Raw genomic sequence first — 20560 nt, 5'->3', positions numbered from 1 at the left:
TTAATTAGAACATCTATGACTGCATTAGAAGCGTACTTTAGCGTTTAAGCCAACAGTTTGCATATCTGCATCAGAACCAACAGCATTCGCATTTAAGTAGCTTGCACCAACAGCGATCGCTGGAGTGATGAAGTAATTTACGTTCACGCCCCAAGCTGAGTCTGGTGAACCAGCAAAGCTAGATTCAGCGTAAGAAACGCCAGCGCTAAGTTGAGAGTTTAAGTACAAATCAGTTTTTAACTCGTATGCAGTGTCTTCACCATAAACGATACCTGTTTCGAAACCGATTGACATAGGCGTACCATCGATAGCACCAACGTATTTAGTACGAGCAGTGATTGCATCTTGGTCATCAGCGATAGTCGCTGTTTCACCAACTGCTTTACCAAAACCTTTATTTAAGATTTTGAAAGTATCCAAAGATGTTTGTTCAACAACGTTTGTATAACCTACAGCAACAAGGAAGTTAGGAGCGATTACCGAACCAAATTCAACAGCCCAACGCTGACCACGGTCATCATTAAGACCATATTTACCGTCATTGTCAGTCGCGCTATAGCTTAAGCTTGCATACGCTGGTGTATATGGAGTTGGTACATAAGCTTCAGCTTTAACACCTACGTTTTGAGATTTAACTTCGTCAAGATTAGCAAAGTTATAACCAAGAGATACGTTAGAAGCTTGGTTAACAAAAGCTGCTTCAGCTAAAGGACCTTTAGAAGCATCTACATTTTTGAAGTAGTAAGTTGCTTGTCCGCCAACAGTGTAATTATTAAAATCTCTGTTTTCATCGTTAGAATCTAGAGCTTCAGACTGACCTTGGATTTCGAATTGGTAAGCTTGAGCACCGGTCATGGCTAATAATAAAGCAGTGGCTAAACCGAGTTTTTTCATAATAATTTCCAGCTTTTACAGTAAGGAGTAAAGTTGGATTTCATTCTATTGTAACAAAATATGATGTCAATGTAATAAATAACATGTTCCGACAAATGATCATGTAAGATAATAATGGTGGTTAAAAATTGCTCTGCTAGAGTTTCGCTTGTCAACTTTAGAAAAAATATAATATTAACATATAGATAAGATATTTTCTTATGTTTATTTAAGCGAGTAATTTTGTTTTGAAACGATGTATCTTAATTGTTTAATTCGATTTAGTTTATCGTTTTTATCGTTTTAATATGTCGTAAAACTGTAATAAATCACCAATAAAAATGTGATTTTAATCTCATTAAAATTGTGTTATGTGATTAATTTAATTTGTAAATGAAGCATGACAATTAAAAAATTTGGGAAGTTCAATTTTAAGAGCTAATTTAATTTGGAAAAACGATTGTAAATTTAAACTTGATCTATTTAATCGACTTTACTTTTTGAGATATAATTCACATAATGGTTGCAGAGAGGTATTTAATTTGCATTTTATTCTCTCGTAACATTTTCTCAATATATTGTGTTTTACTAGCTCGACTTTCCCCAAGGTTGAGCTTTTTTTTGCCCGTTCTTTATCCATTTTTTAAGATATGACCTTTGAGTTGGCGTAAATTCAAGCTAGAGAAACGGAATCAACCTAAATTTACGCCAGTATTTAAGAACCAGTTAAATTTATTTCAACATCGGCTTTAAGAAACGCCCCGTATGTGAAATCTCAACCTCCGCGACTTGCTCAGGTGTACCTTCGGCAATGATCTGACCACCACCATAACCACCTTCAGGACCAAGGTCAATCACCCAGTCAGCCGTCTTGATCACATCCAGATTATGTTCAATCACCACAATGGTATTTCCCTTATTGCGTAGCTCATACAAAATATCGAGTAACTTAGCAATATCATGGAAATGTAGACCTGTTGTCGGCTCATCCAAGATATATAAGGTTTTACCTGTATCACGTTTTGCTAACTCACGCGCTAATTTAACCCGTTGCGCTTCACCACCTGAAAGCGTGGTTGCTGCTTGACCTAAACGAATATAGCCTAAACCTACTTGAATTAAGGTATCTAAACGGCGGTGAATCACAGGAATGGCACTAAAGAATTCAGCAGCATCTTCTACGGTCATTTCTAACACGTCTGAAATGTTCTTGCCTTTATAACCAACCTCTAAAGTTTCACGGTTATAACGCTTGCCATGGCAGGCATCACAAGGCACATACATATCAGGCAGGAAGTGCATTGCGACCTTGATCATGCCGTCGCCTTCACAGGCTTCACAACGTCCGCCTTTCACGTTAAACGAGAAACGACCTGCACTGTAACCACGTGCTTTGGCTTCAGGCGTTTGTGCAAATAACTCACGAATTGGGGTAAATAAGCCTGTATATGTGGCAGGATTCGAACGTGGGGTACGACCAATCGGACTTTGGTCAATATCAACCACTTTATCTAAGTGCTGTAAACCATCAATCGAATCAAACTTTTCTGCGGTCAGTGTGGTTGCACCATTGAGCTGGGTCGCAGCCAAAGGTAATAAGGTACGGTTAATCAGCGTTGATTTTCCTGAACCTGACACGCCTGTGATACAGGTCATAATACCCAATGGAATGGTCAGATCGACATTTTGCAGGTTATGTCCACTCGCACCAGACAGCTTGATCACTTCATTTGGACGAGGTGATTGGGTACGCTGTTTCGGTACTTCAATCTTCAATTTGCCTGAGAGATATTGACCTGTAAGGGAGTCAGCATGGCTTGCCAACTCATCATAAGTGCCTTCGGCAATAATTGCACCACCATGAATACCTGCACCAGGACCAATATCAATAATATGATCCGCAGCACGAATCGCGTCTTCATCATGCTCAACCACAAGCACCGTATTACCCAAATCACGTAAGCGAATTAAGGTTTGTAATAGGCGATCATTGTCACGTTGATGCAGACCAATAGATGGCTCATCCAGTACATACATCACACCCATTAGGCCTGCACCAATTTGCGATGCGAGACGAATACGTTGTGCTTCACCCCCTGATAATGTTTCGGCTGAACGTGCAAGACTGAGATAATTTAAACCGACACTGACGAGGAAATGTAAACGTTCACGAATCTCTTTAAAGATTTTATCGGCGATTTCACCTTTGGCACCTTCAAGATTGAGGTCTTGATAGTAGTTTTCAGCGTCACCAATCGACATCTTGGTGATTTGTGCGATGGTCTTATCTTTAACACGAACATGGCGTGAAATTTCATTGAGACGTGAACCATCACAGGCATCACAAGCTGCATTGGATAAATATTGTGCGAGATCATCACGCACATAATTCGATTCAGTTTCACGATAACGGCGTTCTAAATGTGGCAGAATTCCTTCAAAGGCTTGCACACGACTGTGTTTACGACCACGTTCATCGATATAACTGAGGTCGATTTTCTCTTTGCCTGTGCCTTGTAAAAATTTCTTTTGGGTGTCTTTATCTAAACTATTCCAAGGCTGATCGAGATCAATACTGAAATGATCCGCAACTTTTTGCAGCATGGTGTAGTAATACGGACGTTGTCTGTCCCAACCACGAATCGCACCTTGACTAATGGATACTTCAGGATTTGGAATCAGTTTTTCCGCACTGAAATGACTACGCGTCCCTAAACCATCACAAACAGGGCAGGCGCCGAATGGATTATTGAATGAAAATAAACGTGGCTCAAGTTCCGCTACAGCACGATCACATTCAGGGCATGAGTGTTTGGCTGAAAAGACACGTTCAGGGTGTTCACCATTCATCCACGATAAAATTGCAATATCACCGCCTAAGCGTAATGCTGTTTCAAACGATTCAGCGATACGATTACCGAGATCATCACGGACTTTGAAGCGATCGATTACGACTTCAATGGTGTGTTTTTTCTTTTTATCTAATTCAGGTGGCGTATCGATATCAATGATCTCACCATCGACACGCGCACGTACGAAGCCTTGACCTTGTAATTGTTCAAATAAATTACTGTATTCGCCTTTGCGTTCACGCACCACAGGCGCAAGTAGCATCAGCGCTGTACCTTCATCGAGCACTTTTACTGCATCAACCATTTCTGAGACTGTTTGCGCGACCATCGGCAAGTCATGTTCAGGGCAATATGGCGTTCCAACACGTGCGTAAAGCAAACGCAAATAGTCATAAATTTCGGTAATTGTCCCGACAGTTGAACGAGGGTTATGGCTGGTTGACTTCTGCTCAATTGCAATTGCAGGTGATAAACCTTCGATTGAGTCAACTTCAGGTTTTTCCATTTGCGAAAGGAATTGGCGTGCATAAGCTGAAAGTGATTCGACATAGCGACGCTGACCTTCAGCATATAAAGTGTCAAATGCAAGGGATGATTTTCCTGAACCTGAAAGCCCTGTGATCACCACAAATTTGTCACGTGGAATATCGAGTGACACATTCTTTAAATTATGGGTACGTGCGCCTCGAATACGGATATGACTTTGGCTCATGAAAACATCTCAGTAATGTGCAAATAGAAGATCAAAATACATTGAACAGCAATCTCATAGATCATTCATTATTTAAGTTGAATGTATTGAAAGAAAGCTCAGTACTAATCAATTTAAAATAATTTCTGAGCAGCATTTTGCTGTTGAATGGGTCTTATATGATAGCGCCTTAAAATTGTTCAAGTGGTATAAAAATATTTAAAACGACAAATTGTGACGGTTAAATCACATTTATAACGAGTATCACATCCTGACCGAGTTGTATTTTTATCATTCCTTTTCTGATTTTACTACCGTAAAGCTATTGCAGAATAAAAATACATAAATTTACTACATGACTGGTCTAATATTAATTTATGGTGTGGCTATGAAACAATCAATCAAGAGTGAAGCAACTCGACAACATATCTTGGATACTAGTTTTGAATTGTTATTGCGTAAAAGTTTTGTGGAAGTTGGTTTACAAGAAATTTTAAAAGCCTGTGGCGTGCCAAAAGGTTCGTTCTACCAGTATTTTGCGTCTAAAGAGGCATTTGGTTGTGCCCTATTAGAACAGTACATGGCGGATTACAAAGTACGGGTCGAACAGCTTTGGCAGCATACTGAACAAAGTGCGTATGCACGTTTAAAGGCTTTTGGTAATAGCTTGGAAAAAGCCCAACTCACTAAAGTTTTAGCGCAGAACCAAGGTCTTTATAATGGGTTTCTTGCAGCAGGTTTGTTTTGGGCACTCATTGCACCTGAAACCTATGCGGTGGCTTTGGCAAATTTCTTTTTAGTGTGTGTGTTGATTGCAGGTATTTATGGTGCTTTGACGGCAAGCAAAAAAATTATTTATATCCAATCTGTACCCGCATTGCTTGCCTTAATTGCGGTTAACTTTTTTTAAGCAATTAAAGGTATTCACTCGATCTGATTTATGTTTTAATGCAGCCAGTTTGAGATGAGCCTCATACAGTATATCGGACAATACGATATACGACTAAGCCCCTATGAGGGGCTTTTTTATGTCTGTGAAAAATGTAAATGAAGGTCTGATAGACGATTAAGCTTGATCTAAACCTAACCATTGGCGTTGCTGATACGCGCTGTCCCAAAACAACCATTCTAATTTAGCACCCATGGTATAGGCTGCATGCATTTTTGCTAAGGTATCTTGATCACAACGTGCTGCCACTTTATCTACAGTTGCAATCACATTGCGCACTGCCGTATTAAATTCTTCACCTGCATAGGTATCAATCCATGCTTGATATGGATTATTAGGAACTGATTGGTTTACGATGTCTTTACCAACCTCAGCATAAATCCAAAAACAGGGAAGCAATGCTGCCAAAATCACAGGATAACTTTCTGACCAAGCTGTTGCGGTTAGGAAAGAGGTGTAATGGTGGCAGGCAAGTGTTAATGGTGTGCCTTCAAACTCAGCCTTGCTGACATTAAACTCCTGCATAAAATCACTATGCAGGCTACGTTCTACAATAATCGCAATTTTTGCTGCTTCCGAAAATTGAATCACATCATCTGCTTCATAGGCTTTTGCCGCAGCTACAGCAAGCGCACGACCATAAGCGAGTAAATAGTGAGCATCTTGAATCACATAATGACAAAATGCTTTACGATCTAAAGTACCCTTAGCTAGTTCTTGATTGAATGGTAGAGCTAATATTTTTTGATATAAATCGTGATTACGTTGCCATACATCTTGAGAAAACGTCATGAAATGAACCTATTAAAGTACATATAAAAGAAATCTTTCAGCACTATAACAGAGTCTGGTTTGGATGGTTTCTTTTGCCAAACAAGTCCAACAATCTTTTCTCTTTTTGGGTCGAAACTCGCCTACAATAGCTACATTTTTATAACTCAACGATTTCGCATAAGGCTGATCATGAAGCATTTTCGTTTTTCTATATTCTTTACGGTAGTGTGTTTAGCACTATCTGCCTATTGGGGCTACACGCATGGCCCTGAAGCAGGCGTAGCTACGATGCTTAAAGCATTGACCATTACTGCGATTTTGGCCGTAATGGAAGTTTCGCTATCCTTTGATAATGCTGTGGTAAATGCTTCGGTATTACGTAATTGGGATCATTTTTGGAAAATGATTTTTTTAACGGTGGGTATTCTAATCGCCGTGTTTGGAATGCGTTTGATTTTCCCTGTCGTTATTGTTGCTGTGACGGCAGATATGGGCATGATTGAAGTCGCTAAAATGGCATTGAATGATCCAAAAACCTATTCAGAGCGTTTAATGGCACATCATGCTGAAATTTCAGCGTTTGGTGGTACTTTCCTGTTAATGGTGTTTTTAAACTTCTTCTTTGATGATGGTAAAGAAACCCATTGGTTTAAGTGGTTAGAAGCAAAATTAGCAAATTTAGCCAGTGTACCCGCCATGTCTGTTTTTCTCGCCTTGATTGCCATGATTATTATGGCAGCCAATGTTGAAGAGTCTGTACGTTTGGCTGTGACCATGGCAGGGATCTGGGGTATTGTCGTATATATTGGCGTACAGGTGCTTAGTCATCTCCTCGGTGGTGAGCCAGAGATTGATGAAAATGGTAATGCGGTTACGCATGATGCAAATGGCGCTGCTTCAGGTGTCGTGAAAGCTGGCTTTGGTGGTTTTTTATATCTTGAAGTCCTAGATGCATCGTTCAGTTTTGATGGTGTGATCGGTGCATTCGCGATTACCAGTGATGTTGTCATTATCATGTTAGGTCTTGCGATTGGCGCAATCTTTGTCCGTTCAATGACCATCTATCTTGTTGAAAAGGGCACGTTAGATGCTTATATTTTCTTGGAACATGGTGCGCATTATGCGATTGGTGCTTTGGCATTTATCATGATCGCAAGTGGTACAGGTTTACATGTACCTGAAGTTGTAACAGGCCTGATCGGGGTTGCCTTTATCGTTTGGGCCGTGATCGCATCTATTCAATATAGCAAGCGAGAACAGAAAGCTTCTTAAGTTTATTTTCAGCTAAGTGATATATTTTAAATAAAGGAGCACGATTTGCTCCTTTATTTTTTCTCCTAAAGATTGTGTTTTTCATAATCTACTTACAACCTTGTTAAGCGAATCGCTTATAATTCGCTAAGCCAGTTATAGTGTCTTATCAATAATGAATGCTTTAGAACGCCGTTCAACTTTTGCCTTAAGCAGCATTTTTGCCTTACGCATGTTGGGTTTGTTCATGATTATTCCTGTCTTTTCAGTGGCAGGACAATCTTATCAATATGCCACGCCTGCCCTCATTGGTTTAGCTGTAGGGGTCTATGGTTTAACACAAGCAATTTTGCAGATTCCGTTTAGCTTGTTGGCTGATCGTTTTAGTCGTAAACCATTGGTTGTACTGGGTTTGCTCTTATTTGCGATTGGTGGTGCGATAGCAGGTTTATCTGACACAATTTATGGTGTGATTATTGGTCGTGCGATTGCAGGTGCAGGTGCAGTTTCAGCCGTAGTCATGGCTTTACTGGCCGATGTGACCCGTGAAGAACAGCGGACTAAAGCCATGGCAGCGATGGGGATGAGTATTGGCTTGTCTTTCGTAGTGGCATTTAGTTTAGGGCCTTGGCTCACTAGCTTAGTCGGTATTTCTGGACTATTTTTCGTGACAACGATTATGGGATTGGCTGCGATTTTGATGTTATTGCTCGTGCCTAAAGTCACACGACATCATCGCAATTTCCAACAAGGTTATTTATCACAGTTGAAACAAGTCATTCAAATGGGCGATTTGAATCGCTTACATGTCTCTGTTTTTTCTCTGCACTTATTGCTCACGGCAATGTTTATTTATATTCCTTCTCAGTTGATTGAATATGCACAAATTCCACTGGCAAAACATGGTTTGATTTATTTGCCATTATTGGTGCTGAGTCTGTTCTTTGCTTTCCCAAGTATTATTATTGCTGAAAAATATCGCAAAATGCGTGGTATTTTCTTGTCAGCAATTGCTGGAATTATTGTGGGTTTACTGATTCTTATTTTTGGTTATGAATCGAAATATGTATTGCTCGCAGGGCTTGGTATTTTCTTTATCGCCTTCAATGTCATGGAAGCGTTATTGCCATCTTGGTTATCGAAAGTTGCACCTATTCAATCTAAAGCAACTGCGATGGGAATAAATGCCAGTAGCCAATTCTTAGGTGCTTTTTTTGGTGGTACTTTGGGTGGACAGCTTCTGATGTTACAGAATACTGCACTTGGCTGGAGTGTCCTCTCTGGGATTGCTATACTTTGGTTGTTGGTCAGTTTTGGGCTGGCTCAACCTCGATATTTGTCTTCAATTGTGTTGCCTCTACCTCAAATGACACAAACGGATGAATGGACTTCAAAATTGTTGGCAATTCGTGGTATTGAAGAAGTCGTGGTGATGCCTGAACAACAAGTTGCTTATATTAAAGTCGATAAACAGTGTATAGATGATGCTGGACGACAAGATTTAACGCACTTGATTGGCAAAGAGGTAGCCATTTAAACATAACTCTTATAAAGTAAAACATAGAAATATATAGGATGAAGACAGCTAATGCGTGGTGTGAATAAAGTTATTTTAGTAGGTACTTTGGGTAAAGATCCTGAAACCAAAACTTTTCCAAATGGTGGATCCCTGACTCAATTTTCGATTGCAACAAGTGAGTCTTGGACAGATAAGAATACAGGCGAGCGTAAAGAACAAACAGAATGGCATCGTATTGTGTTACACAACCGTTTAGGCGAAATTGCACAGCAATATTTGCGTAAAGGTTCAAAAGTTTATATCGAAGGTTCATTACGTACTCGTCAATGGACAGATCAAAACGGTCAAGAGCGTTACAGTACTGAAATTCGTGGCGATCAAATGCAAATGTTAGATACGCGTCAACAAAGCGAACAAGGCGGTGGTGACTTTAATCAACCACGTTTTAATAACAACAATAACCAAGGTGGTGGTTACCAAAATACGGGTTATAACAACAACCAAAATGGTTATGGTCAGGGCGGAGGTTTTGCTGGCGGTAATCAAGGTAATTATGCTGGTAGTCCACAAGCAGGAAATGGTTTTAATACACCAAAATCAGCACCTCAGCCTGCGACTGCCCCTGCTGATTTAGATGATGATTTACCATTTTGACACCTACTAGAGACCATGTTTTGTAAAGTTTATAAAATTATTCTTTATTAGTAGTTAGTTACAAAAGAAATTTACAGACACTAGAAATAGTTCTGTAAATTTTTTTAATTATATTTTATGATATTTAACACTTAGATATTTTGTTAAATTTAATCATGATGTCTGTTAAAAGATTTGTAATGAGTAGTGGTGAGAGATTCGCTGTTCTTTTGAATAGTGATGGTGTTCCTATGACTTATCCAAATTTATATACGATCATTCATCTAAGAAATCGTGGTCAATCAATCAATACAATTTCTGCTATTTTGGAAGATATTAAGTTGCTCTTTCAGTTGTTGGATAAGTTAGGAATTGACTTGGAACAAAGGATAAAAAGTAAAGATTTTTTAAAATTAAATGAAATCGAAGCTTTAGTAAATTTAACCAGTTTCAATCGCAGTCGATTAGGTGGGGCAGATTCAAAAAAAAAGATCATAAGTTTTCCAAAAAGTAATAATAAAGAGCGATCTAGAGCAAAATTGGTTGTTACGCAGGACTATGTATCTAAACAATTAATATATAGGCGGTTAACTAATTTTGCTGAATATATTGGATGGTTTGAGACGCATCTTCATTCATCAGCAATAACAAGTACAAAACGTTTGTTAAAATCTCGTAGACCTCGTAAGTCCATGGATATTCAGTCTGAATACAAATCTTTTGATAGTGATCAATTAAATAAAATTTTCAAGGCGGTTGATCCTGATAATCAGAATCGTATCTGGACTTCAGATTACCTTACTTATAGAAATGAGCTAATTATCTATTTGTTTTTATATCTTGGATGTCGTAAAGGTGAATTATTAAATTTAAAAATTACAGATATAACTCCCTCTCAAGGTGTTACATCATATCTTACTATTAGGCGTAATCCTCATGATGGTAGTGATTCTAGGCTATATCAACCTTTGGTTAAAACTAGAAGTCGATCAATTGCAGTCAATCAAAACTTAAAGAAAAAATTAGAAACTTACATTTTAAATTATAGATCAGCCATACCGCATGCAGAGCTAACAGACTTTTTGATTTTATCAAATAAAGGTAAACCTTTATCAATAAAAGCTCTAGATAAAATCTTTTCTGAAATTTCTAAAGTTGTTCTATTCAATGTACATGCACATGCATTTAGACATACTTGGAATGACAAATTTTCTGAGAAATCTCAACTTTTAGTGGCAACAGGTCAAACGACTGAAGCTCAAGTTGAAAATGATCGTGCTTATCTAATGGGATGGATACCTAACTCACAAAGCGCAAGAAGATATTCAAGGCGTGCAGAGAATAAGCGTGCCGTAGAGGTTGGCTTAAGTATCCAAGAAAAATTTGAGGATGAAAATGAATAAATCAATTCGAATCGATAGTTTAGATAAGTCGCAAAATACTTTTACCTCATTCAAAGGTTATGAGTTTAGTATCGATGATCAGAAATGGGTATTAGATATCAATAAAACTATAGATATCTCTCGTATACGAAATTTTGAGTTTTCTGTCCAATCTGATGTAGTCATGACTTTGGTTCATTTTGCTAAGTATAGTTCAAGTTCACATACAGCAAACATGTGCGAATATATTGGTAAATATTTTGATATTACAGGAGAGGATCATTTTTCAATTAAAGGTCTTTTAAATTATAAAAATTTTTATTCGGCAAAAAAAGATGAATACAAAGTAGCTATGCTACGAGTCTTTTTGAAGAAACTATATGATTTAGGTTATTCCTCAGTAGATGATGAAGTTTACGATCTAATGGATTCATGGAGATTGAGTGGCAATGAAAAAGGAGCAGCAGTCCTTTCCCTTGATCCAGATGAAGGCCCATTTAGCCCATTTGAATTTCAAACAATTATCACTAGAACCAATGAATATTTAGCAGAAAATAAGATTTCCTATTATGAGGCTGCTCTAATTCGTGTTTTTTGTGCGACTGGTAGACGACCAATTCAAATTTCAGGATTAAAGGTGAAAGACCTATATGTGTCGGATAAATATAATTTTAATGATACAAATGCAGTTCATATCCTTAACATTCCGAGAGCTAAAGTTAGAGGTGCTAGTGGATTCCGATTTGCTTTTAATGAAGTGGGAATTCGGGAAAGTATTGCGAAAATCTTATTTGAACATATTCAAATTTTAAAACAGAAATTAGCAAAGCAAATAAAGCGAGAAGTATCTGAACAGGAGCTTTCAGAGTTACCAATTTTCTATGATATTAAGGTGTTAGCCAATCTAGATTGGAGCAATGAAAAAGAAATTTCTCAAATTTTGCCAACAGAAATTATTCATTTACCTACTATCAAATTAACTCAAATATTGAGAGATGCTGTTCAAAAACTTGGTGTCCGTTCAAGAGAAACCGGTAAACCAATACATATCACTGCATATCGGTTTCGCTATACGCTTGGAACAAATGCGGCTAGGCAAAAAGCAGGTGTGAATGTCATTGCAAAGCTGTTAGATCATCATGATACGCAAAATGCACACTGTTATGTACAGAGTGTTCCTGAAATTGCACAACAAATCTCATCCATCATGGATGAAAGCTTACGCAAATATGCAGATGCTTTTCAGGGGAAAGTTGTAAAGGATGAGATTGAGGCCCAATCACAAATTAAAGACGCGAATAGAATTTCTTCTGTAGAACAAGATTGTGACGTTGGTTCATGTGGTACAAATCAATACTGCAATGATTATGCACCAATCGCATGTTATCTGTGTAGCAAGTTTATGCCTTGGGCAAAAGCACCTCATCATTTGGTTCTAGAGCAATTAATTAAAGAGCGAGATGATCTAATTAAGATGGGTTGTAGTCTTGAAGTCGCTGCCGTTAATGACCGTACAATTATTGCCGTTCAGCAAGTTATTGATGCTTGTAAGGAGTTCAACCATGGATAATTTAATATATTTTCCATCTGAAAAAATCCAATCTCCTTACTCTGAAATTAAGCGGTTTATTGATTTTGTTAAACAGTTATCTGAATTAAATGAAGATATTAAATTTGATGAGAATTATTGGAAAGGCGAAGTAAACTTTGTCAAAACAGGTATTTCATCCAAAGATAGATCACCTGAAAATCTTTTGCATCATTCAATTTTAGAATTTGCCAAAGCGTATGTTAAGTATCAGAGAATTAAGAGTAAGTTAAAAACCCAAGATGCAATTCTTTCAATTCGGACAATAGAACAAATATGTTTAGACCGATATGGTGAAGTTGATTTAACTAAATTGGTTATTGCAGATTTTGACTTGGCTGCTGAAAATGCAAAAGTAAATTATAAAGCGAGTTCTGCTTACCATGTAGGTAGACAACTAAAGATTCTATTGGATTTTCTTCGCCAATTAAAAATAGTTGCTTTACCAGAATGGAAAAATCCAATTAAAAAACCTGCTGATAAGTCGATTGTGCTAGATGAGGAGTCAGAGGAACATAGAGCATCTAAACTTCCTGATGAGGATGCGATTTTTGCATTAGCTGATATTTTTTCACGCAAAGATTCAGAATTGTCAGATAGAGATATTTTTGTCACCAGTGCTGTGAGTTTGCTTCTAGCTGCGCCTGAGCGAGCATCAGAGCTATTTTTCTTAAAGCATAATTGTATCCACGAGGAAGAAGTCCAAACGCTTTCTAAGAGCAGTTTAGGGCTTATAGCAGATGATTCTAATATTGAGAAAGTATTAGGTATCAGGTGGTATGCTCAGAAAAATTATGGGCATGACATTAAATACATTCCAAGTGCCATGATCCCAACGGTAAAACGGGCTATCGAACGTTTGATTAAGATGTCAGAAAAGTCTAGACATTTAGCATATTTGCTTGAGACAAGCGATAAATTTCCAAGACATGAGCTTTGTCCCAAAGTGCCTGATGATCAATTGTTAAAACGTAGTGAAGTTTTATCGGCAATGGGTTTTGATTTATCATCTTATGAAGATTCATATACTGCAAATAATTCTGGAATAAGTTTTTTAAGAACTCGTGATATACCTATTGATGATTATAAAGTCTGCCTCAACGATTTAAATATTATCTTGCGAAATAGATTGCCAGATGGCTTTCCTTACGTACCTTTTAAAACAGGTAATGGCGTACAGGTTAAATGGTCTGAAGCTTTATTTTGTTGTTTCGCAAACCAATTCCATAGTGGTAAAGCAACTATTTTCTCAGAATTATGGATACCACATATTGATACTTTAAATGAGGACTTATCTCCCACCAAAAAAAAGAAGAAAGGACGTGATGAGTTACGAAATGTTCAATCCATTTTCCAACGATGGGGATATGGTGACTACAGTGTGACTACACATCAATTTAGGCATCTTCTCAATACGATAGCAAATACCAATGGAATGGATAGCATGTTACTCGCTAAATGGTCAGGGCGGGCTGATATGAAGCAAAATCGAGTATATGACCATACTTCGGTTGAAGATCGTAATTTTAGCTTAATTGAGATGCAGAAAAATGAGGTTGGTACAGTAAATACTGATAGTACATTTACATTCCAAATAGCTACACCTCGAACTCTACAAGAGCTAAATACCAAAACAACATTGTCTATGCACACTACCGAGTTTGGATTTTGTACACATTCTTATATTGATGAACCCTGCCTAAAGTATAGAAATTGTCTTAATTGTACGGAACATGTCTGTATTAAGGGGGATGAAGAAAAGAAAAAACGGCTTCAAGATCGACTTAGAAAAGAAAAAATCTTATGGGCAAAGGATAAGGAAGCTGTTAGTAAAAATGTAACTGGTGCAACGGTCTGGTTGGGGACTAGAGAGCTTACGATTAAACGTTGTGAACAGTTAATTGCCCTACTAGATGATCCAAACATTCTTGATGGAACGCCTTTAAGTTTGCCGCCTTCGGAAGATGTTACACATCTTGATTTAGCGTATCAAAAAGCAGGTCGTAAACGTATCCCCGTTATTGAGAATACTCAACGGAAAAAGATAGAGGATGAACCACATTTGCTCAGTCCTGCATTGCAAATGGATTTATGGATTTGATATGGCACAGCATTTAACCGATAAAGACATTGAGAATATAGTTGAGCTTCTTGATTATTGGCCTTTAGATCAGAAATTGACTTGGGAGCGGCTATGTCAGGCCATTGAGCTACAGCTCGAATTTGTGCCTGCACCAACTCGTCAAACTTTACAGAAATATGTGCGTATTAAGACTGCCTATGATCAATGCAAAAAACCACAAGTGTCAAAGGTTAAAAGCATTACAACACAGAAACTACCTGCTAGTTTAAAAATTGCTCAAACTAAAATTGAAGCTTTGGAGGTTAAGAATGCCAGACTGGAAAAAGAGAACGCTTTGTTGTTGGAACAGTTCGTAGTGTGGCAATACAACGCCTATAAGTATGGGCTAAGTATTGCTAAACTAAATGAGCCGATGAGTAAAAAAAGTTCTGACTGAATTGGTCAAGGTTGCTTTGCAAAAGGCAACGTAATAATAGATGAACCAGACTAGCAATAAAGTAATCAAAATTGATGTCTACGCTCCTCTTTCTGGATTTTAGGAATTGGAAGACACGATGAGAATGAGGAAATAATGGATATTAAACCAATTAGAAGTGATGATGATCTTACGAATGCTTTTATTCGCTTAGAAAATATCTTTCAGGCAGATGAAGGAACGCCTGAAGCTGAGGAAATGGAAATTTTAGTTAATCTTATTGAAGCTTATGAAGACAAATATTACCCAATCTAATGTAGAGTCTAAAGTAGTGTTAGCAAAATCCTTGCTTAACACTGCGGATCAGCTTGGCCTGAAAGAGGCACAGCTTGCATCTGTGATTGGGGTGCATTGTGACACTATCAGTAGTTTTAAAGCCAATCCTGAACTCGACCCTGCGACTAAGCAAGGAGAACTGGCCATATTGCTCATTGATATTTATCGTGCAGTATATGTACTCAGTGGTGGAGATTCAGAATGGATTCACTACTTCATGAATTCCTATAATGAAGCGACCAAAGGAGTTCCAATTGAGCAGATTCAAACTATTAGTGGCTTGACCACAGTGCTACATTTTGTTGACTCAGTTCGAGCGAAAATGTGATTTCTATAAAGAGATTATGTGTATTAGAATTTAATTCTATTGTTATGAAACTCTGAGAGATGCAGCATGGTTAAACGTTTTAAAGACTTTATGACTGAAAATCGCAAGCCTCGTCCTCCTTCGATGAGTCAGGTTGTGCCAATGCAATTTGGAGATGATGAAGCTTCAATGCGTGTAATGATGCATGCCGCTAATCGTGTAATAAGTAAGCATCTAGTTGAACTTAAAAAGCTTGCCTACAAATGACATCAACTTTTGTCGTTACTGCCCATGATGTAATCTTATACATGGCTCAGGCGGTAAAATGTACAGTCTAAAGCCTAGATAATATGTGTATTTAATAATTCTTCTTTTTCACATACTGTTCTTATTTTTATTAGTAGAAAAATTCAAAAACCTTATATTTCCTAATGCCTTTTTTATAAATATGTTAAATTTCACATCAATATATTTTTTAAATTTTAGTGTAAAAAACACTTAAAATTTTTGGAGCTTATTCAGAATGTCAGCTTTAACTAATTTACTTCAATCTATCGAAAAAATTACACTTACAAATAGAGATAAAGGCACTTCATTTGAAAATTTGATGGTTCAATATTTTTTGAATGAGCCTAAATATGCTGAACTTTACACAGAAGTTTTGTCTTATGCAGATTGGGTGGAAAAGTACGGTGAAAAGTTAAATATTACTGATAAACGTGACTATGGTATTGATCTAGTTGCGGTAACGATGGGTGGTGAATTTCATCCAATCCAGTGTAAAAATTACAACACTACAAAAATTCAGAAGAAAGACATTGATAGCTTTTTAGGCGGCTCTGGTAAATCTTATTTTGCGTATCGCTATATCGTAGCCTCAACGGATGATTGGACTGATAATGCTAAATCGTCTTTAGTTGATGCAAATCCACCTGTTGCAACTATTTCATTATTAGATTTAGAAGGCAGTTTAATTGACTGGTCACAGTTTAATTTTGATTCAAATGTGAAGCCTATATTTCGTAAAAAAAATAGTTTAAGAGATCATCAACGTCCCGCATTGTCGGCAGTCAAATATGGATTAGCTGAGGCAGATCGTGGCAAGCTTATTATGGCCTGTGGTACGGGTAAGACCTTTACCTCTTTGCGTATTGCTGAGGAACTGGCAGGTCGTGGTAAAAATGTATTGTTTCTAGTCCCTAGTCTTGCATTACTTAGTCAAACGCTTGATGAGTGGACTCAACAAACATCATTAGGTATCCGCAGTTTTGCAGTTTGTTCTGATAGTGATGTTGGTAAGAAAAAAGATGATGACAATATTGTAGTTGGGATTAGTGACTTAAAATTCCCTGCTACAACCAACCCCCAAAGTTTAGTTAAGGCATTTAAGGCAAGAGATTTATTTAAACCGAATGAAGCGAATGAGGACATGAATGTGGTTTTCTCAACCTATCATTCAATTGATGTCATTGCAGAAGCTCAAAAAGCAGGATTCCCTGAATTTGATTTAATTATTTGTGATGAAGCACACCGTACCACAGGTGCAACTTTTGAGGGAGATGATGAATCCAAGTTTGTGCGTATTCATAATAATGATTATGTACAAGGCAAGAAACGTCTATATATGACAGCTACTCCTCGTATTTATGGTGATACAGCTAAAGAAACAGAAGGTGTGACACTTTGCTCAATGGATGATAAATCGCTGTATGGTGACGATCTATATGTCATCACATTCTCGCAAGCAGTAAAAATGGGCATTTTATGTGACTATAAGGTAATTGTACTTGCTGTTGAAGAAAGTCATATTAATCGTCAATTACAAGGCTTATTAAAAGACGAAAATAACTCTCTAAAAGTTGATGATGCTGCAAAAATTGTTGGCTGTTGGAAGGCCCTCGCTAAACACGGTTTATCTAATCCAGATGGTACAGCAGCAAAGCCAATGGAGCGTGCGGTTGCCTTTTGTCAGGTGATTGAAAAAGAATATAAAGGTAAAAAACATAAAGTTAGTTCTAAGCAAATTACTGAAATGTTTAGTGCTGTTGTTGAAGCATATCAACAAGCAGAAATGGATCATTTATATAGAACAGAAGAAGACCCTTATATTGATCCTTCATTAAAGCTAAATTGCCATGTGAAACATGTTGATGGTGGTATGAATGCAACCGAAAAGAAAGAAAAAATTACTTGGCTAAAAGAACAAGCACCTGAAAATACCTGTCGTATCTTGTCTAATGTACGCTGTTTATCAGAAGGTGTGGATGTTCCATCACTTGATGCCGTTCTTTTCCTGACCCCACGTAACTCACAAGTCGATGTAGTACAGTCTGTTGGACGTGTAATGCGTAAAGCGGAAGGTAAGCAACTTGGTTATGTCATTTTACCAGTCGTAATTCCTGCGGGTGTAGAGCCTGAACAGGCGTTAAATTCTAATGAAGCCTACCGTGTGGTATGGCAAGTGCTTAACGCTCTACGTGCGCATGATGACCGCTTTGATGCGATGATCAACAAGTTAGAGTTTAATGGCAAAGACGTATCTCGCATGGAAGTTATTGCGGTTGCTGATAAGGTTGTTAAAAAGGCTAAAAAAGCCAAACCCAAAGGTGGTGAGGGTGAAAAAAACACAACAGGTTTAAGTGAAGGTAAAAAACAAAGAGGCACAGCACAAGCCAGAGGCGGTTCGTCTATTGGTACAGCAGCAACTCCAATTCCAGTTCAAGAGGAAATGGTATTTGAAGTTGGCGAGATTGAACGTGCTTTATATGCCAAGATCGTAAAAAAATGCGGTAATCGCCACCATTGGGAAGATTGGGCAAGTGATGTAGCGAAAATTGCTAAAACTCATATTGACCGTATTCAAGCCATTCTTGAAAATCCTGCTAATACGAATGAAATTTCGGCATTTAATGAATTTGCACATGAACTACGTGATGACTTAAACAATAGCGTATCTGATGCTGAAATCATTGAAATGTTGGCACAGCATTTAATTACTAAACCTGTATTTGATGCACTCTTTAAAGACCATAGCTTTGCTGAACACAACCCAATGAGCTTGGCAATGCAAAAGGTGCTAGATGCGCTGAATGAGCATCACTTAGAAAAAGAAGCGGATACGCTTAATTCCTTCTATGAATCAGTCCGTATGCGAGCAGAAGGCATTAATACTGCCGAAGGTAAACAAAGCATTATTTTAACGCTATACGATTCATTCTTTAAAAATGCCTTCCCACGTATGACCGAGAAACTAGGGATTGTTTATACACCTGTTGAAGTCGTGGATTTCATTATCCATAGTGTCAATGATGTACTCAAAAGTGAGTTTGGTAAAACCTTTGCTGATGATAATGTGCATGTACTCGATCCATTTACGGGTACAGGTACGTTTATCAACCGTTTGCTTCAATCAGGTTTAATCCCTGCGGATCGTTTAACGTATAAGTATAAGAATGAAATTCATGCCAATGAGATTGTTTTATTGGCGTATTACATTGCATCAATCAATATTGAAACCGTATATCACGATCAGATGAAAACGGTTAATCCCGATCTACAATATGCACCTTTTGAAGGTATCTGTTTAACCGACACTTTTGAAATGTATGAAAAAGATGATCTTGTAAGTAAGGTACTAATTGATAATAGTGAAAGACGTAAACGTCAAAAAGAGTTAGATATCCATGTAATTATAGGTAATCCACCTTATTCGGCAGGGCAAGAATCAGCCAATGACAATAATGCGAATGTTGCTTATCCATATTTAGATAAACGGATTCAAGATACATATGCTGTGGATTCAAGGGCGACTTCAACAAAAAATCTAATGGATTCATATATTCGAGCAATTCGTTGGGCTAGTGACCGTATCAAAGACTGTGGTGTGATTGGCTTCGTGACGAATGCGGGATATATTGATTCAAACTCAACAGATGGTTTACGCAGGTGTTTAGCAGATGAATTTAGTTCTCTTTATTTATACCACTTACAAGGTAATTCAAGAAGAAGTGCTGGTGAATTAGCTAAAAAAGAAGGTGCAGGTATTTTTGAAATAAGAACACCTGTTTCTATTGCAATTTTAGTTAAAAATCCAAATGTACAACAAAATGGTCAGATATATTTCCGAAAAATTGAGGATTATTTATCTAAAAAAGAAAAATTAGAAAAAATATCTGCTCTTGTAAGTATCAATGGCATTACAGCAATTGATGGTTGGGAAAAAATCATACCTGATATTCATAATGATTGGGTAAATCAGCGTGATGATAGCTTTAATAAGTTTATTGAAATTGGAAATAAGAAGGATCAAACGAGTATTAAAATATTCGATATTTTTTCACTCGGACTAGCAACAGGTAGAGATGCTTGGATATACAATTCATCTAAATCAAAATTGGTAAATAATGTACAAAGATTTATCAAATTTTATAACTCTGAGGTTTCTAGATATTCATCTAGTGATAAAAAAATAGAGATAGATAAATTCATTCAAATTGATACTACTAAAATTAGTTGGAATCGTAATTTACTTTCAGACATAAAAAAACTGAAACGTTTTTCTTTTCAAAGTAATGAGGTTATTTACGCTCTTTATAGACCATTTATAAAGCAAAATTGCTATTTTTCCAAAGATTTAACAGCAATGCTATATCAAACAAAAAAACTTTTTCCAGAAAAAAGTCTTTCTAATTTAGTTATTTCTATATCAGGGTTAGGTGGGAAAAAAGGTTTTTCAGCTTTAATTTCAAATATACTTTTAGATTTAAATTTAATGGATGCAGGGGCACAATGCTTCCCACTTTATCTTTATGAAGAAGATTCAACTGATGTGTGCTTAAAAAACAGGAGGGTTTAACTTGGTAAACTATACATACTCATTAGGAGTTTACCATGAGCAAGAAACAGAA

14 protein-coding genes and 2 pseudogenes are annotated in these 20560 nt (G+C 37.3%); 13 read left to right on the top strand and 3 right to left on the bottom strand.

Annotated features, from left to right (window positions below):
* Positions 1 to 24: 24 nt before the first annotated feature.
* Positions 25 to 894, bottom strand: a complete 870-nt coding sequence (omp33-36, locus tag M5121_RS03665) for a porin Omp33-36 (protein ID WP_249570380.1) — start codon at positions 892 to 894, stop codon at positions 25 to 27.
* 711 nt (positions 895 to 1605) lie between these two features.
* The gene (gene uvrA / locus M5121_RS03660) at positions 1606 to 4437 is read right to left on the bottom strand and encodes an excinuclease ABC subunit UvrA (RefSeq protein WP_249570379.1); all 2832 of its coding nucleotides are present in this window, start codon (positions 4435 to 4437) and stop codon (positions 1606 to 1608) included.
* Positions 4438 to 4804: 367 nt separating this feature from the next.
* Between uvrA and M5121_RS03655 the strand changes: the two are divergent.
* Together M5121_RS03655 and M5121_RS03650 are read left to right on the top strand one after the other, a co-directional pair.
* Positions 4805 to 5071, top strand: a pseudogene (locus M5121_RS03655) (TetR/AcrR family transcriptional regulator); the annotation flags it as partial.
* Positions 5063 to 5326 (top strand): annotated as a pseudogene (locus tag M5121_RS03650) (DUF1304 domain-containing protein); the annotation flags it as partial. The pseudogenes M5121_RS03655 and M5121_RS03650, both read left to right, overlap by 9 nt.
* Before the next feature lie 156 nt (positions 5327 to 5482).
* On the opposite strand, the gene tenA reads toward M5121_RS03650, so the two are convergent.
* On the bottom strand, positions 5483 to 6157 hold the full coding sequence (gene tenA, locus M5121_RS03645; protein ID WP_249570378.1) for a thiaminase II: 675 nt from the start codon (positions 6155 to 6157) through the stop codon (positions 5483 to 5485).
* A 171-nt stretch (positions 6158 to 6328) separates the two neighbouring features.
* On the opposite strand from tenA, the gene M5121_RS03640 reads away from it, so the two are divergent.
* The 11 genes from M5121_RS03640 to M5121_RS03590 all read left to right on the top strand — a co-directional run bounded on the left by M5121_RS03640 (position 6329) and on the right by M5121_RS03590 (position 20508).
* Positions 6329 to 7411: a DUF475 domain-containing protein gene (locus M5121_RS03640; protein ID WP_087543617.1), complete on the top strand. Its 1083-nt coding sequence runs from the start codon at positions 6329 to 6331 to the stop codon at positions 7409 to 7411.
* A 151-nt stretch (positions 7412 to 7562) separates the two neighbouring features.
* On the top strand, positions 7563 to 8927 hold the full coding sequence (locus M5121_RS03635; RefSeq protein WP_034602552.1) for an MFS transporter: 1365 nt from the start codon (positions 7563 to 7565) through the stop codon (positions 8925 to 8927).
* Between the two features lie 51 nt (positions 8928 to 8978).
* Positions 8979 to 9563 carry a single-stranded DNA-binding protein gene (ssb, locus tag M5121_RS03630; protein ID WP_005156773.1) on the top strand — a complete coding sequence of 195 codons (585 nt, stop codon included), beginning with the start codon at positions 8979 to 8981 and terminating at the stop codon, positions 9561 to 9563.
* 155 nt (positions 9564 to 9718) lie between these two features.
* A complete protein-coding gene (locus tag M5121_RS03625) occupies positions 9719 to 10945 on the top strand; it encodes a site-specific integrase (protein WP_125518672.1) in 1227 nt (408 codons plus the stop codon).
* On the top strand, positions 10938 to 12494 hold the full coding sequence (locus M5121_RS03620) for a site-specific integrase (RefSeq protein ID WP_249570377.1): 1557 nt from the start codon (positions 10938 to 10940) through the stop codon (positions 12492 to 12494). The genes M5121_RS03625 and M5121_RS03620 overlap by 8 nt, the downstream gene beginning before the upstream one ends.
* The gene (locus M5121_RS03615) at positions 12487 to 14613 is read left to right on the top strand and encodes an integrase (protein WP_249570376.1); all 2127 of its coding nucleotides are present in this window, start codon (positions 12487 to 12489) and stop codon (positions 14611 to 14613) included. Before M5121_RS03620 ends, M5121_RS03615 begins: the two co-directional genes overlap by 8 nt.
* 1 nt (position 14614) lies before the next feature.
* Positions 14615 to 15031 (top strand): hypothetical protein, encoded by a 417-nt coding sequence (locus M5121_RS03610; protein WP_168397430.1) that lies wholly within the window; start codon positions 14615 to 14617, stop codon positions 15029 to 15031.
* Between the two features lie 135 nt (positions 15032 to 15166).
* Complete coding sequence (locus tag M5121_RS03605; RefSeq protein ID WP_017396150.1) at positions 15167 to 15325, top strand: hypothetical protein; 159 nt, start codon at positions 15167 to 15169, stop codon at positions 15323 to 15325.
* On the top strand, positions 15300 to 15674 hold the full coding sequence (locus M5121_RS03600) for an antitoxin Xre-like helix-turn-helix domain-containing protein (protein ID WP_017396149.1): 375 nt from the start codon (positions 15300 to 15302) through the stop codon (positions 15672 to 15674). Before M5121_RS03605 ends, M5121_RS03600 begins: the two co-directional genes overlap by 26 nt.
* A gap of 66 nt (positions 15675 to 15740) precedes the next feature.
* Positions 15741 to 15920 carry a hypothetical protein gene (locus tag M5121_RS03595; RefSeq protein ID WP_107908890.1) on the top strand — a complete coding sequence of 60 codons (180 nt, stop codon included), beginning with the start codon at positions 15741 to 15743 and terminating at the stop codon, positions 15918 to 15920.
* Between the two features lie 256 nt (positions 15921 to 16176).
* A complete protein-coding gene (locus tag M5121_RS03590; RefSeq protein WP_249570375.1) occupies positions 16177 to 20508 on the top strand; it encodes a DEAD/DEAH box helicase in 4332 nt (1443 codons plus the stop codon).
* Positions 20509 to 20560: the final 52 nt, after the last annotated feature.

The sequence above is a fragment of the Acinetobacter sp. ANC5681 genome (genome assembly GCF_023488045.1).
Taxonomy (GTDB): Bacteria; Pseudomonadota; Gammaproteobacteria; order Pseudomonadales; family Moraxellaceae; genus Acinetobacter.
The sequence above is the reverse complement of the archived record's forward strand: the minus strand, read 5'-3'. Positions and strand labels throughout refer to the sequence as shown.

Coding starts and splice junctions, on each gene's coding strand:
- omp33-36 (WP_249570380.1), bottom strand. CDS start 894: ATGAAAAAACTCGGTTTAGCCACTGCTTTATTATTAGCCATGACCGGT.
- uvrA (WP_249570379.1), bottom strand. CDS start 4,437: ATGAGCCAAAGTCATATCCGTATTCGAGGCGCACGTACCCATAATTTA.
- tenA (WP_249570378.1), bottom strand. CDS start 6,157: ATGACGTTTTCTCAAGATGTATGGCAACGTAATCACGATTTATATCAA.
- M5121_RS03640 (WP_087543617.1), top strand. CDS start 6,329: ATGAAGCATTTTCGTTTTTCTATATTCTTTACGGTAGTGTGTTTAGCA.
- ssb (WP_005156773.1), top strand. CDS start 8,979: ATGCGTGGTGTGAATAAAGTTATTTTAGTAGGTACTTTGGGTAAAGAT.
- M5121_RS03625 (WP_125518672.1), top strand. CDS start 9,719: ATGATGTCTGTTAAAAGATTTGTAATGAGTAGTGGTGAGAGATTCGCT.
- M5121_RS03620 (WP_249570377.1), top strand. CDS start 10,938: ATGAATAAATCAATTCGAATCGATAGTTTAGATAAGTCGCAAAATACT.
- M5121_RS03615 (WP_249570376.1), top strand. CDS start 12,487: ATGGATAATTTAATATATTTTCCATCTGAAAAAATCCAATCTCCTTAC.
- M5121_RS03610 (WP_168397430.1), top strand. CDS start 14,615: ATGGCACAGCATTTAACCGATAAAGACATTGAGAATATAGTTGAGCTT.
- M5121_RS03605 (WP_017396150.1), top strand. CDS start 15,167: ATGGATATTAAACCAATTAGAAGTGATGATGATCTTACGAATGCTTTT.
- M5121_RS03600 (WP_017396149.1), top strand. CDS start 15,300: ATGAAGACAAATATTACCCAATCTAATGTAGAGTCTAAAGTAGTGTTA.
- M5121_RS03595 (WP_107908890.1), top strand. CDS start 15,741: ATGGTTAAACGTTTTAAAGACTTTATGACTGAAAATCGCAAGCCTCGT.
- M5121_RS03590 (WP_249570375.1), top strand. CDS start 16,177: ATGTCAGCTTTAACTAATTTACTTCAATCTATCGAAAAAATTACACTT.